Raw genomic sequence first — 14,181 nt, 5'->3', positions numbered from 1 at the left:
TTTTGATGTGCTCAATCCTTTGCTAAAGTAGTTCCGTTGCACAGCGATCCTCGATAGCTCAATTGGCAGAGCAATCGGCTGTTAACCGGTAGGTTCTTGGTTCGAGTCCAAGTCGAGGAGCTTATGAGTCCCGGCCACTAAGGTGGCCGGGACTTTGTGCATTCCGGAGCGAGGTCGACTACTCCACCGGGAGTAGCCGCGGGTGCGCCGCTGAGCCGATGTGCGTGTGTCGGTCGGCAACTAGCATCAAGGCATGCATTCATCCGATCGACCGTCTCGCACAGCCAGCGCGATGGTAGATGCGATCGCGCGGGGACAGCGCTTTGGTTACCCAGAGTCACGACGGTCCATCCTCTTGCGTCAGTGGGTGCCGGTTGTTCTTTCCCTGATTGTTCAAGTGCCGATTACGCTGATTGGTGTTTCGCGCCCGGGCAACTTTGATGGGGCGAGTGTCGCCCTCATCCTTCTCGCCATCGTCGGACCGGTCCTGCTGATCTGGATTCGGCGGCATCCTGGACCGATCGTTGCGCTGATCTCGGCTGCTGCCGCTGCAGACTTTCTTATCGGCTACTCCGTCATTTCGCCGCCCTACTTGGCGTTGGCTTTTGCCATTGTGATCGCGATCTCTCGAGGAGCCCGTTCGTGGACCTGGATCTCGATGATCGTCGTGTGGGAAGCAACGCTCTTGGCAGGATTGTTAGTGGGCATCGCTCTGGAACCGCCACGCGTCATTGCGACGACTCTCGGGCTGCTCTTGGTGCTCGGTTTTGCCGAATCCCATCGTCGACGCGGAGAACACATTCTGCAGTTTCAGCAAGCTTTCGCTGATCGACGTGAGTCAGAGTTGCGCGCAGAACGCGTTCGCATTGCCCGAGAACTGCATGACGTGTTGGCTCATTCCCTCAGCCAAATCAATGTGCAGGCGGGGGTTGGTCTTCACCTCATGCACAAACAACCCGAACAGGCAGAGGCTGCCCTTGCGAGTATCAAAAGCTCAAGCAAAGAGGCGCTCGACGAAGTGAGATCGCTGCTGGGGATGCTCCGCACGGAAAATGACGACGATGATTCCTTCACCGGCGCGGCTGTGCCGCCGGTGCCAGAGCCTGACCTATCGCGACTGAACCATTTGGCGGACTCGGTGCGATCGCAGGGCCTCGCGGTGAGCCTCAGGTGTGACGTGTCTGCAGAGACGCCCCCAGCCGTGCAATTGGCGCTCTATCGAATTGTGCAAGAGTCGCTGACAAATATTGTTCGCCATGCGAATGCGACGGATGTGAGCGTGAACGTCGGCTACGACGACGGCGACTACCTCGTTACAATTGCCGACAACGGTGATGGAATTGACAGCACTGTCGACAACGAGGGGCGAGGTTTGCTTGGCATGCGAGAACGAGCTGACCTCCTCGGGGGGAAGCTTCAGCTTGGCGAATCCGAATCTGGTGGCGCCCTCGTGACGGCGCGCATTCCGCGTCGACTGGCATCCGCATGATTCGTGTTGTTGTTGCTGACGATCAGCAACTGATTCGTGCCGGTTTCCGCAGCCTTTTGAACGCCGAAGACGACATCGAGGTGGTTGGCGAGGCCGCTACCGGCACCGATGTTATTGACGTTGTGCGTCGTGAGCGCCCCGATGTTGTCCTGATGGACATCCGGATGCCCGACGGTGATGGGCTGTGGGCTACTGAGCAAATCGCCACCTTCCCTGAGCTCGCAGCGACCCGCATCGTGGTCGTGACGACATTTGAGGTCGACGAGTATGTTGCGCGCGCCATCAGGGCCGGAGCGAGCGGATTTTTGGTCAAAGATACTGAGCCGGTGGAGTTGATCCGTGCGGTGCGCGTAGTGGCGGCGGGCGATGCTCTTCTGAGCCCCGGAGTCACGAAGCGACTGCTTGCCCGATTTGCTGGCAGTTCTTCCGTGGCGGTCGACGCGAGCATCCTGACCGCAATCACTGTTCGGGAGCGTGAAGTTCTTTCTCTCGTTGGTCAGGGCCTCACGAACGCCGAAATTGGCGCGAAACTTTTTTTGAGTCCGCTGACGGCCAAGACCCACGTTTCGCGAATCATGTCCAAGCTGATGGCGCGCGACCGCGTTCAACTGGTGGTGATCGCCTACGAAACCGGGCTGGTTTCTTCGGGGCGCGCATAGTGGCCGCACGTGCACGTCAGCGATCGCCAGACGTTGCCGCGGCAATCCGATCGAGCTTTGCAGTGGGGCTCGCGGTTGCCGCCTACGGGGTCTCGTTTGGTGCGCTGTCCGTCGCCGCCGGCTTGGATGTCTGGCAAACCTGTGTGCTGAGTCTGCTGATGTTCTCTGGCGGCTCCCAATTCGCGCTGGTTGGGGTGTTGGCGACCGGGGGAGCCTCAGCGGGAGGTGCCGCTATTGCGAGCGCTGTATTGCTCGGAACACGCAATTCTCTCTATGCGCTGAGGGTTGCGCCGATGATCGGCCCTGGCCGCCTCAAGCGGCTGGTCGCTGGTCATTGGACGATCGATGAGACCACAGCTGTGTCCACCGCTCAACCGACGCTGGAGAGCCAGCGCGCAGGATTCTGGTGGACCGGGCTTGTCATCTATCTGGGCTGGAATCTGACGACGCTGATCGGCGCCCTCATTGGTGATCAGTTGGGAGATGTGAGTCGCTACGGTCTGGATGCGGCGGCCGCTGCAGCATTCCTGGGTCTTCTGTGGCCCCGGCTGAAGCAACTGCAGCCGATCGTGGTCGCGATTGGTGCTGCTGTCGTCGCTGGCGTGCTGATGCCAGTGCTGCCTGCTGGCGTTCCTGTGCTGGCTGCCGCCCTTGTCGCCGTTGTTGTTGGCCTCATGAATCTGTTTGGCACTCGCGAGAGCGACATTGCTGAGGCTGAGCCCGATCCGATGGGGGAGCGATGACTATTTGGCACATCGTGCTGCTCGCGTCGATTGCGGTACTTGCCCTCAAACTTGCTGGCTTCGCGGTTCCGGCAGCGTGGGCAGAAAAGCCCACGGCAGCCCGGCTGACGAATCTGCTGACGGTTGCGTTGCTGGCGGCGCTCGTCGTTGTGCAGACCTTTGGTTCCGCGCGAGGCTTCGAAGTGGATGCCCGGCTGCCAGCAGTAGCACTTGCCGCTGTGCTCTTCGCCATGCGAGTGCCCTTTATCGTCGTGATTATTGCTGCCGCCCTGATCGCTGCAGCAATCCGAGCCTTCAGTTAGCGGTCGAGCCGACGAGAACGTGAACAGCTAGGCGTCGAGCTGTTCCTCGGTGGGTAGCCAGGAGTTTCCCGGCTGACCCCAACCTTGCTTGCGGATCGCTTTCGCCGCGGCCTTAGCATCAGGTTCGCGAAGTCGGTCGGCGTAGAGCACACCATCGAGGTGGTCGTATTCGTGCTGGAAGATGCGGGCGAGCCACCCGGATGCTTCAATCTCGAAAGGTTTCTGATCGAGGTCTACGGCGCGCAGGATTACGCGGTCGGCGCGTACTAAGCCGAACCGTTCGCCGGGGATCGAAAGGCAGCCTTCTTCATCCTCCTCGCCCGGCGCCGCGATGGGGGTTGGGGTGTGCCACAACTCTGGATTGATAGCGACTCCGCGCCAATGCGTGTCGTCTTCATCGATCCAGTCGTAGACGAAAACGCGGAGTCCTACACCGACTTGGGGTGCAGCGAGCCCGACGCCCGGCGCCTCCTCCATGGTTTCGAACATGTCGCCAACAAGGGTAGCGAGGCTGCTATCGAAGGCCGTTACCGGTATCGCGGGAGTGTGGAGCACCGGGTCGCCGGTGATAATGATGGGGAGAACGGCCATGCACCCAGAATATCCCGGTTGAACCGAGTACATTTGACGGGTGCCGCCGGACATTCTTGACCTCACAGAGCAGATCAGTCTCACCCCATCTCAGGCTGTCGGTATTCCTTTGGCGCTCATCGGCGCAATTCTGCTTTCCCTTGGCGCACAGTTTCAACATCGCGGCGTTGCCCGCATGGAAGAACATCACGGCAGCGAAGCAAGTTCTGGGCTCAGCTTTAGTCAAATTATGGCGCTGCTTGCTCGCCCATCTTGGGTTATTGGCACAACTTTTCTGGGCCTCGCCATTGTCTTTCAGCTGTCGAGTTTGGCTATCGCGCCCATCATGGTTGTTCAACCTCTGGGTGCCGTTGCGCTCGTTATGACGGCGATCATGAATTCCCGTCTTGCCAAGGTCAAGCTGGATGCGATTTCTATCCGCGCCATTGTGATGTGCGTTGGTGGCGTTGGAGCTTTTGTTGCCCTCGCTGCGATTTTCGCGAAATCGACGGTGATCACGCAGCGCGAGTTGTCGACTGTTCTGATCATTTTGGTTATCGTTTTGGCGTTGTGGATCGCGTTGTTCCTGTTTTTCCGCAAGAACGCGTCGCCGGTGTTTTACATCCTCGGGGCGGGGATGCTCTTCGGTTTCGTGGCGACTCTCGCCAAAGTGGTCATCGATCGCATCAAGACCATCGTGATTTTGGGTTCAGGAATCGAGAGCACTGATTTGCTTACCGTGCTCTGTATCGTTGGCCTAATTGCGGCATCCTTGCTCGGCTCCTACTTCGTTCAGACGGCTTATGCGTCTGGACCACCGGATTTGGTGGTGGCCGGTCTGACTGTTGTTGATCCTCTTGTCGCGGTGACGGTCGGCATCATCGTGTTGGGCGAGGCCTCGGATGCGCCTCTCTGGGCGGTAGTTTCCTTTGTGATTACGGGTGCTGTCGCCATTTGGGGTGTCTTCTTGCTCTCGAAGCACCACCCTCAACTCAGGATGTAGGTTTCCTTCTCATCGGCAGCGCAGCCCGCTTGGTGGAGTGCAGTGGGGTACGTTATTAGGTGCCGTTGACCTGACCGGGTTGTAAACGAGTTAGCTCGTGACGATAAATTGTTAAGGAACTCTTCGACTGTGACCTCCGCTGTGAGACGCTCGCCCCACGAAGGCAAACCGCGACTTCGCATCCTGATTGGCGCAGATACGTTCTGGCCTCAAATTAATGGTGCCGCAACCTTCATCGCCCGACTTTCCGCCGGGCTTGCCGAGCGCGGACATGATGTTCACATTGCCGCCCCGTCGTATTCCAACAAGAAGTTGGGCACGATGATCGAGGAGCATGAGGGTCAGAAACTGACCCTCCACCGTCTGTACTCGTGGAAGTGGCCTGGTCACCCGTGGCTTCGGTTCATGTTGCCGTGGCGCGTTAAACGCAACTCGGCGATCATCCTTGATCAGATAAAGCCTGACGTCATCCACTTTCAGTCGCACATTGTTATTGGGCGCGGTTTGACCATTGAGGGTGAAGCGCGCGGTATCCGGATGATCGGTACCAACCATTTCATGCCAGAAAACCTGCTCGATCACGCCTACATCATTCCTCGGTTCATGCGCGATAAAGCGATTCGGATGGGCTGGGCTGCGGCTGGTCGTTCGTTCGCTCGGGCCGCGCGGGTGACGACTCCGACGCGTCGGGCCGCCGACTATCTCGAAGAAAACACCCTAGTTCGCAACGTTATTGCGGTGTCGTGCGGAATCGATGCTGATGGTTATAACGGCAATCTCGAGCCCAAACCTGAGAACCTCATTGTTTTCTTGGGTCGTCTCGCTGACGAGAAGCAAATCGACAAGCTCATTCGCGCGCTCGCCATTATGGATCCGGCGCTCGACGCCAAATTGGAGATCGTCGGCGGGGGAGAGCTTGAGGCCAAGCTGCGCTCGCTTGCGGCATCATTGGGTATCGAAAACCGGGTTAAGCTCACCGGATTTGTGGAGCAGGATCAACTGCGCGACGCCCTTCAGCGCGGTTCCGTGTTTGCGATGCCATCTACTGCGGAGTTGCAGAGCATTTCTACGATGGAGGCGATGGCCTCAGGTTTGCCGGTGGTTGCCGCGAACGCGATGGCGCTCCCGCATTTGGTTCATGACGGTGAGAATGGCTACCTCTTCGAGCCAGGGAACGTCGAAGATTTGGCCGAGAAGCTCACGCGCGTGCTTACCCTTCCAGCGGATGAACTGCTGAAGTTCAAGAAGGAGAGCCTGGCCATTGTGGCGGCTCACGATATTCAACGCACTCTCGATACGTTCGAGAGTTTGTACCGCGGCGAAGAAGTTACTGACCCTGCCGCTTTGGGTAAAAAGAACGAGAGCGCCTCCTAAGAGACGCTCTCGTTGGAGCCACAGCAATCAGCTCACTTGTGCAGGCGTGGAGCCTACTTCTTTGCGGGGGTTCGGTTTTCTGCTGAGACCATCCATGCGAACTGCTCAAGGCTTTCGATGATGGCGTGCAGCAGGTCCGCGCTCGTGGGATCTTCTTCGTCGATCGGGTCGTGAACTTCACGGATGGTGGCAACTGTGCCCTCGAGGCGTTCCGTCAGCAGGTCAATGGTGTCTGTCGTGCTGATTTCGCCTGCGGGAAATTCGGGAAGAGTCGTGGTGGCGGCGACGGTGTCACTGCGGCCGTCCGGGGTGGCGTGGAGGGCGCGCATCCGTTCGGCTATGGTGTCGCTGAAGCCTCGTGCGGCGTCAATTATTTCGTCGAGAACGAGGTGGGTGTCGCGAAAGTTCTTGCCCACAACGTTCCAGTGGGCTTGCTTGCCCTGAAGCTGCAGTTCGAGCAGGTCGACAAGCACGAGCTGCATCTTGTCGGCGAGGCCTTTCGATGCGGTGAAACCGTGCTCCGCATTTTGCTGGCGGGTCTTGCGAGCCCCAGATTTGGCTGGACTCGTGGTCTGCGCTTTCTGTGAATCAGTCATGTCGCTACGCTACGAGCGCTGCTTGAGAGCTTGCTCAACGTTCTTTGAGAGTCTGCCGAATATCAGTGTTGGAAAAGAGGAAACTATTGATTTAGGCTCAGATTAAACTCAGGCTAGGAGATATTCATGGGCTCAAGATTGTTGCTCGTCGCGGCGTGGCTGTTGCCGGTCGCCATACTCATTCTCGGCGTTAACGCTGGCGCCACCATCTGGGTCTATATGGAGCCTCAAATGGATATGGTTCCGGCACCAGAAACGTACGGCATCGCCTTCTGGGCCGGCGTCGCCGCGCTGTTGCTGAGTGTGCTCGTTGCTGTCGGAATCTCCATTCAGGTTGCGACTTCGCGACCCTCAGCCCAGACAGTGGGGTAGTGGGCGAACGCGTGTGTTTCTTGTGGCAGCGCGGCGCGCACAATTCGAGGCAGGACGTGTCACCGTGAGTGCCCCATTTGCCGGTAACGTAGATACGCGTTCGCACTCGTGCGGACACGGGGCGGTAGCTCAGCTGGTTAGAGCAAACGACTCATAATCGTTCGGTCACGGGTTCAAGTCCCGTCCGCCCTACCGAAATTTCGTGGTCTTGATTCCGGTTCCGGACAAGCTCCGAGGATCCTGCTATCGAACCCAAGATGACGCTGCCGGTGAGCATTGGCCCACTTTTGGCTTTATTCAGGATTTATTTTAAATACTGGACAAAGTGTTTATCGTCTGGGATGCTATCGCCGTGGACGCAGATCCACATGCGCCAGCTTGGTACGGCGCTCGGCTGTGATCAAGGAGGATCATGAAGAAAAGGATGATTGTTGCGACAATCGTGGCTTCAGCCCTGGTGGCGACATTAGCCACACCGGCATTGGAAGCGGAAGCAGTCGCCATCGGCGCTTCCGACTTCATCAAGGCGAGTGGAGCCGTGCTGAAGAAGAATTCGGGCACCGGCGCCACTGTCAATCTCCGCGGAACGAATGTTGGTGGGTGGCTCGCCCAAGAAGACTGGATGTCACCGCTGGGTGAGTTCGCGGTCGATCGTACTGGCTGGACGATAACCGCCTCGGCAGGTACTCCGAACTCTGCCCTCGATGGCGCCTCAACAACGCGCTGGACCACAAACAGTAACCAAACCGGCTCGGAATGGGTCCGCCTCGATCTGGGCGCCCCGACTCTGTTCAATCGGCTCTCGATCGACAACTCAAACAACTCGGGTCAGTATCCACGCAATATCGCAATTGAGACTTCGAATAATGGCACTGCGTGGAAAAGTGTGGCCAATCAGGCAGGCACCGACGGCGTGACAATCGCGAAGTTCAGTCCGCAGGTTGTGCGATATGTGAGGGTCTCGCAGACCGCTGTCGCCGGTGCTTTGTGGTCGGTGGGGGAGATTAACCTCTTCAACGATCCAGTGCTCTTTAACGGGACACACACTGCGACGGCATCGTCGACCGCAGGTGGCGCAACACCAACTTTAGCGCTGGACGGAGACGTGGCCACGGTATGGCAGAGCGGAGTCCCTCAGGCCCCAGGTCAGACCTACACAATCGACCTCGGCCGCAACGTCGACATGGACAAGGTGCTCTTCGACTCAGGCGCTGCGACATCTAACGACTTTCCCCGAATTTGGGACGTCTACACGTCGTATGACAACGTGGCGTTCACGCACGTAGCCAGTGGATTTGGCACTAACCGGGTGATCCAAGCCGACTTCCAGGGCGGGAAGGGAGGCCGCTATCTGCGCATCGCTTCCAATGGCACGTCTGCGCAATGGTGGTCGATCGCTGAGATTGCGATCTCCTCAGGCAACAACCTCGATCGCGGAGGCTGGGTCATCAGCTCAAGTGTTGGGGCTTCGCCAACTAACGTGGCCGACAACTCAACGAGTTCACGCTGGACGACCGGTGTGGCCCAATCGAGCGGACAGACGCTCAGCGTAGATATGGGCGCACTCATCACGATGAACAACGTCACCACAGACACTGCCAAGAACACCTCAGATGAGCAGGACTATCCCCGCGGATACAACCTTCAGCTCTCTAAGAATGGTTCAAGTTGGACGACCGTCGCCTCCGGCGTGGGAACGCACAAGGCGACCACGATCCATTTCGTTGCGCAAGCTGCTCGCTACTTCCGCATCGTACAGACCGCCACATCCCCACGGTGGTGGTCCGTCGGTGAACTGACTGCCGGTTTATACAACGACGACTATTCGCTAAACAACACGCTGACGTCACGGTTCGGTAGCGGCGGAGCGCAGACGATCATCAATGCTCACCAAGATGCGTGGCTAACGACGACAGACCTCGACAACATTGCTGCCGCAGGGATGAATTTTATCCGGGTGCCAGTGGGGTGGAACACCCTTCTGAACCTCGATGGTACGTGGAAGTCAGATCCTTGGAACAAGCTTGATTGGGTGATCAGCGAGGCGTCAGCACGCGGCATGTACGTACTCATCGATCTTCATACTGTGCCAGGAGGTGGATGCCCTTGGGGCAGTTGCGGCCGCATTGGACCGAATCCCAATGGCTTCTGGGGGAGCGCGACCTACCAGAACTGGACAGAGGATATTTGGAAGGCCATCGCAACCCGGTACAACGGCAATCCAGGCGTCGCCGGCTACGACCTTATCAATGAGCCACTGATCGACTACGGCGAGGACGCCGATGATGTCGCTCAAAAGAGTGACTATTACGATCGGCTGTACGACGCCGTTCGCGCCATTGACTCGGACCACACGATCTTCTTCGGTGCGTTCTTCAGCCTGAACTCCATCGCATCGCCGTCGACTTATGGGTGGACGAATGTCGTATATGAGTACCACCCCTACGACATGCCCAACTCGAAGGACTGGACTGCTCAGAACCAACTCGTTACCAACGAACTCGCTGGGTTGCCAGCAAAGCTCACCAACCCAGGCGTGCCGATGCTGTACGGCGAGTACTCGCTTTACTACAACGATGACGTGTGGTCGCGTTTCATGGCGGGTCTGAACGCGCAGAGTGTGTCGTGGTCCGCCTGGACGTACAAGGTAAAAGGATCGGCAAACGATGGCTTCGCCTACTGGGGGATGTACTACGACAACCCCAATCCAGTCCCGATTATCAACAGCGATAACTCGTCGACCTTCGTATCAAAGGTAGGAAAGTTCGGTACCGCCAATTTCACGAAGAACACGAGGTTCGTTGCTACCCTGGCGAAATACGCCGGGGGCTTGTCCAGCTATTCGCCAACAGCGATTAGCCATACCGGCTGGACCGCCTCGGCATCGTCGACAGCAGCTGGCACTTCTGCAGCGGGCGGAATAGACGGTGCGAACGGGACATCATGGAGTAGCGGGCAGGCGATGGCGGGTGGCGAGTGGTATCGCATCGACATGGGGTCAAACAAGACTGTCGCCATGGTCACCGTGCAGACTCCCTCTGGGGCGACGTGGGACTACCCACGAGGTTTCGACCTGGAAACATCCGTCGATGGAGTTACTTGGACAACTGGCGCTACAGGAATAGCGTACGGGTGGAAGCGTCCAATCTCGATAACTCCGATTAGCGCTCGATACATCCGGGTTACCCAGACGGGATCCGCGCCGCAGTGGTGGTCAATTGATGATGTGTCAGTGGTTTCTTCATACTGATTCATTGACGCACGGGTTATGAAGTAGTCGGAAGTCCCCGGGCCTCGTGCCCGGGGACTTTTCTCAATCCGTCCGCCCTACTCAAGTAATCCGTTAACAGCGCGGTGGTGCGTAGTCCGCTTCTTATCGCTCTAGTGACCACGGCCCGAAACCACGTCGGCAATTGTCGCAAGTGGTGACGTCGTGGTGCGTCTGGTGAGTTCGGCACGATCGGCCAGAGAATATGCCTTGTATAGCGCTGTGACGGCCAACCATCGAAGTGGCTCTGGTTCCCAGTTGCGCATTCGGTGATTAACCCAGGGCAGCTCGGTCAGAGCGCTCGGTGTTCCGAGGATCAGATCGCTCAGCGTTCTTCCGGCAAGATTCGTTGTGGCTACCCCGGTGCCCACGTAACCACCGGCCCAGGCCAGTCCGCTTGCTTGGTCGAGTCCCACGGTTGCTGCCCAGTCGCGGGGCACTCCAAGCACGCCAGACCACGCGTGGTCGATGGCAGTGTCGACGGTCGCAGGAAAGAACCGGTGCAGGATGCCGCGCAGAAGTTCGGCCGTGCTCGACGGTGTGAGACCGTCAGAATCGGTTTGTGACCCGAATCGGTATGGCACACCGCGACCGCCAATCGCGATGCGGTCATCGGCGGTGCGCTGCGCGTACACGTAGGCGTGCGCCATATCGCCGAGAGCATCCCGGCCGTCCCAACCGATGGAATTCCAAATATCAGCGCTGAGGGGCTCAGTTGCGATAAGTGATGAGTTCATCGGTAACCAGGTGCGGTGCAAACTTTTCAGGCCCGCAGTGAAACCCTCGGTTGCGCGCACCACAAATTCAGCCTCAACGGTGCCGTGGTCTGTGATGGCGCGGTGCGGCAGAATCTCGCTCACTCGAGTGTCTTCGTAAATCTCGACTCCGAGAGCTTCGACGACACGGGCCAAGCCCGAAGCGAGCTTCGCTGGCTGTATTCGCGCGCAATGGGGGTGCCAGCTGGCACCGGTTGTGCCGACCACATTGATGCGGTCGGTTGCTTCCTTCGCGGAGAGAAGTTCGACATCCGTCATTGACCACGCGCGTTCCGCGAACGCGGAGGCAACGAGTCGACTTTGTTGTGGTGCATCGTAAGCAACCGTGAACTCGCCGCCCTTGATGATGTCGGCATCGATGCCTTCGAGGGCAGCAACACGAATTACCTCGTCGACAGTCTCATTCATGTGTGTTTGGAAGCGCGCGGCGGCATCCCTGCCATGAGATTTGACATATTGCTCGCGCCCGCCGGTGACGGCGTTCGTTAGCCAGCCTCCGTTGCGGCCGGAAGCTCCGTAGCCAGCAAAACGCTGCTCGAGAAGGACGACTCGAAGTTGGGGCGCCGCTTTTTTCAGGTAGTAAGCGGTCCAGAGCCCGGTGTAACCGGCACCGACAATACAGACATCGGCGCGGAGCGAGCTGGGCAGTGGGGCTCGAGGGGCATCGCGTCCAATCTGGCTCCACCAGAAAGACACATCACCGTTAATCATCCCGTTACGGTACGCGCAGCACTGAACGTTTACGGGAGATCCAGAACACCAGCGAACCGAAGGCCAACATCACGACGACGATTAAGCCAACGTAGAAGAAGACGCTCGCGTAGCCAGTATCGGGGTGCAAGAAGGGGTAGGGAACCCAGCCGTCGGTCGCGCCGCGCACGAGCACCACCACGACCCACACGATGGGGTAGATGAGCACGATCCAGAGTCGGTTGAAGCCGATCCGCGCGCGGTCGGAGAAGAGGACCCAATCGGCAAGCGCGTAGATCGGGGTGACGATGTGCAAAGCAGTGTTTGCCCACGCCACCGGCACGCCCCCGGCCGCGCCAAGAGGCGCCAGCAGCGTTGCGTAAACGACGCCAACGATGATGATGTAGGTCGTCACTGAAGCGCGCGCGATGTTGAGAGCTGGCGACGCAGCCTCTCCCCGAAGCGAAACGACCGCGATAACGGTGTAGACGACGGCAAGGAATATGTTCGATTGAATCGTGAAATACCCGAACATATTGAAGGGGTTGATCGCGGTGCGACCAGCGGCCTCAGCGACAGTCGCGACGACCGCCCCTGCTACTAGGGCAGCAATCGCTAGACGCAGGATGGCAACAACAACGGTGCCATTTCGGGTAGCGGACTTCGTTGCGTTGGCCATAGTTCCCCTCGAACCAAAAAACGTGCGGTCGAGACTGACTATAGCGAGTGCCTAGGTTGTGGGGTCGTCACCATGCTGCGGCGTTAGTTGCGCACCTTGCCGCGACCGAAGATCAGCCACAGGATCGAACCGATGATCGACAAGAAGAATGCCACCAAAATCCAAACAAACTTGCCGAGAACGCCATGATTGTTGCTCTTGGCAATCGAAATGACCGTGATTATGAAGATGATCAAGCCGACAACGCCAAAACTGAAGCTAATAGGTTCCATGGTCTAAATCCTATCGGCGTGGCACTATCAAGATATGAGTTTGCTGGATGCCGCGTGGCAATCCCTTGGGGAAGATGCCGCAGCCCTCGCCCTGGTTCGTGACCATGGCACCGCCGTACCTCTATCGGGCGCGCTACCCTCCGGTCGATTCGTTCACGATGCCATTGCGGCGGCCTCATTTTCTGCGTCCCTGCTGGCGGCACGCCGAGTGGGATGTGCAGTACCTTCCGTCGAGTTGACCCCGCTCAAAGTGGCCACAGCGGTCACTAGCGACAAACACTTTCGGCTGAACGGTGAGCCTGTCTCCGCGTGGGCTGAACTCTCCGGTTTCTGGCCGTGCAGCGACGGCTGGGTACGCACCCACGCCAACTACCCGCACCACCGCTCCGCACTCCTGCGAGCTCTCGGCCTCGCCGACGATACTGGCGCCGATGAGTTCATGCTCGCCCTGCATCCGATGGTCGCTGCTGAGGTCGAAAGCGCAGTGGTCGCTGCTGGGGGAGTCGCTACCGTTGTTCGCACCGCTAAAGAATGGGCCGCGCATCCCCAAGCTCAAGCGATTGCAGATCTTCCCGTTGTTGAATTCACGAGCCTGGGCGATACCGAGCCTGCTCAGCTGATGGACAGTGCCGTCGACGCCCCGCTTGCCGGAGTGCGCGTGCTTGACCTCACTCGAGTGATTGCCGGGCCCGTCGCGGGCCGAACGCTCGCACTCTGGGGAGCTGACGTCTTGCGCATCGACAGCCCGCGGCATCCCGAAATTGACTGGCAACATCTCGACACAGGCGCGGGCAAACGTTCAGCACTGCTCGACCTCGACGATAGCGCTGCCCGGGCGACCTTCGAGAAACTGCTCGAAACCGCGGATGTCGTACTCACCGCTTACCGCCCCGGTTCTTTAGATAGGTTCGCTCTTTCGCCCGCGGCTCTCGCCGAGCGGCGTCCGGGAGTTATCGTGGGCCGCCTGAGCGCGTGGGGAACAGTTGGACCGCTGGCTGAGCGTCGTGGTTTCGACAGCATTGTGCAGGCGGCGACGGGTATTGCGATGGAGGAGGGCACGGGCACTCCGGGTGCTCTTCCTGCTCAAGCACTCGATCATGCTGCCGGCTATTTGCTCGCTGCGGGTGTTACTTCGGCTGTTCGTCGCCGCATCGATGCTGGTCATTCTTGGCTTGTTGAGGTCTCTCTTGCGCGGTTGGCTACTGAACTTCTGCAGCAACGTCGCCCGCGTCACGCACCTGAAGCATCGGGCGACTTCGTTCCGACTGTGACGACTCGTGACGGTGTGACGAGCGCCGTGGCCGCTGCTCACTACGATGGTGGGCCAAGCAACTTTTTGGCGCCGGCCGTTGCGTGGGGTTCGAGCGAAGCGAAATGGCTTTCCTGAA

Annotated in this window: 14 protein-coding genes and 2 tRNA genes; 11 read left to right on the top strand and 5 right to left on the bottom strand. The window is 58.7% G+C overall.

The window, feature by feature from the left end; all coding sequences use genetic code 11:
- Positions 1-47: 47 nt before the first annotated feature.
- From AC061P_RS07865 to AC061P_RS07845, 5 genes are all read left to right on the top strand, one after another.
- Positions 48-120: transfer RNA gene (locus AC061P_RS07865), tRNA-Asn, on the top strand.
- 133 nt (positions 121-253) lie between these two features.
- Entirely contained in the window at positions 254-1,489 is a 1,236-nt protein-coding gene (locus tag AC061P_RS07860) for a sensor histidine kinase (RefSeq protein ID WP_480390852.1), read from the top strand.
- A complete protein-coding gene (locus AC061P_RS07855; RefSeq protein WP_449646839.1) occupies positions 1,486-2,148 on the top strand; it encodes a response regulator transcription factor in 663 nt (220 codons plus the stop codon). Before AC061P_RS07860 ends, AC061P_RS07855 begins: the two co-directional genes overlap by 4 nt.
- Positions 2,148-2,891, top strand: coding sequence for an AzlC family ABC transporter permease (locus AC061P_RS07850; protein ID WP_449646838.1), 744 nt, complete (start codon positions 2,148-2,150; stop codon positions 2,889-2,891). Before AC061P_RS07855 ends, AC061P_RS07850 begins: the two co-directional genes overlap by 1 nt.
- The gene (locus AC061P_RS07845; RefSeq protein WP_449646837.1) at positions 2,888-3,193 is read left to right on the top strand and encodes an AzlD domain-containing protein; all 306 of its coding nucleotides are present in this window, start codon (positions 2,888-2,890) and stop codon (positions 3,191-3,193) included. Before AC061P_RS07850 ends, AC061P_RS07845 begins: the two co-directional genes overlap by 4 nt.
- A gap of 27 nt (positions 3,194-3,220) precedes the next feature.
- On the opposite strand, the gene def is transcribed toward AC061P_RS07845, so the two are convergent.
- Positions 3,221-3,784 carry a peptide deformylase gene (gene def / locus AC061P_RS07840; protein WP_449646836.1) on the bottom strand — a complete coding sequence of 188 codons (564 nt, stop codon included), beginning with the start codon at positions 3,782-3,784 and terminating at the stop codon, positions 3,221-3,223.
- A gap of 40 nt (positions 3,785-3,824) precedes the next feature.
- Here def and AC061P_RS07835 point away from each other — a divergent pair, with 40 nt between their 5' ends.
- On the top strand, positions 3,825-4,766 hold the full coding sequence (locus tag AC061P_RS07835) for a DMT family transporter (RefSeq protein WP_449646835.1): 942 nt from the start codon (positions 3,825-3,827) through the stop codon (positions 4,764-4,766).
- Between the two features lie 129 nt (positions 4,767-4,895).
- Complete coding sequence (locus tag AC061P_RS07830; protein WP_480390851.1) at positions 4,896-6,140, top strand: glycosyltransferase; 1,245 nt, start codon at positions 4,896-4,898, stop codon at positions 6,138-6,140.
- Positions 6,141-6,193: 53 nt separating this feature from the next.
- Here the strand turns inward: AC061P_RS07830 and AC061P_RS07825 are convergent, their stop codons facing one another.
- Positions 6,194-6,736 carry a Dps family protein gene (locus AC061P_RS07825; protein ID WP_480390850.1) on the bottom strand — a complete coding sequence of 181 codons (543 nt, stop codon included), beginning with the start codon at positions 6,734-6,736 and terminating at the stop codon, positions 6,194-6,196.
- 126 nt (positions 6,737-6,862) lie between these two features.
- Here AC061P_RS07825 and AC061P_RS07820 point away from each other — a divergent pair, with 126 nt between their 5' ends.
- The 3 genes from AC061P_RS07820 to AC061P_RS07810 all read left to right on the top strand — a co-directional run bounded on the left by AC061P_RS07820 (position 6,863) and on the right by AC061P_RS07810 (position 10,358).
- Complete coding sequence (locus tag AC061P_RS07820; RefSeq protein WP_480390849.1) at positions 6,863-7,108, top strand: hypothetical protein; 246 nt, start codon at positions 6,863-6,865, stop codon at positions 7,106-7,108.
- 118 nt (positions 7,109-7,226) lie between these two features.
- Positions 7,227-7,300, top strand: a tRNA-Ile gene (locus AC061P_RS07815).
- Between the two features lie 220 nt (positions 7,301-7,520).
- Complete coding sequence (locus AC061P_RS07810) at positions 7,521-10,358, top strand: discoidin domain-containing protein (RefSeq protein WP_480390848.1); 2,838 nt, start codon at positions 7,521-7,523, stop codon at positions 10,356-10,358.
- 131 nt (positions 10,359-10,489) lie between these two features.
- Here AC061P_RS07810 and AC061P_RS07805 read toward each other — a convergent pair whose 3' ends face one another.
- From AC061P_RS07805 to AC061P_RS07795, 3 genes are all read right to left on the bottom strand, one after another.
- Entirely contained in the window at positions 10,490-11,863 is a 1,374-nt protein-coding gene (locus tag AC061P_RS07805; protein ID WP_449646831.1) for an NAD(P)/FAD-dependent oxidoreductase, read from the bottom strand.
- A gap of 4 nt (positions 11,864-11,867) precedes the next feature.
- Positions 11,868-12,521: a Pr6Pr family membrane protein gene (locus AC061P_RS07800; protein ID WP_449646830.1), complete on the bottom strand. Its 654-nt coding sequence runs from the start codon at positions 12,519-12,521 to the stop codon at positions 11,868-11,870.
- A gap of 83 nt (positions 12,522-12,604) precedes the next feature.
- Complete coding sequence (locus AC061P_RS07795; RefSeq protein WP_480390847.1) at positions 12,605-12,793, bottom strand: PLDc N-terminal domain-containing protein; 189 nt, start codon at positions 12,791-12,793, stop codon at positions 12,605-12,607.
- Positions 12,794-12,827: 34 nt separating this feature from the next.
- On the opposite strand from AC061P_RS07795, the gene AC061P_RS07790 reads away from it, so the two are divergent.
- On the top strand, positions 12,828-14,180 hold the full coding sequence (locus tag AC061P_RS07790) for a CoA transferase (RefSeq protein ID WP_480390846.1): 1,353 nt from the start codon (positions 12,828-12,830) through the stop codon (positions 14,178-14,180).
- Position 14,181: the final 1 nt, after the last annotated feature.

It is taken from the genome of Rhodoglobus sp. G.S.4 (assembly GCF_056619605.1).
This window is presented reverse-complemented; position numbering and strand designations above follow the sequence as displayed.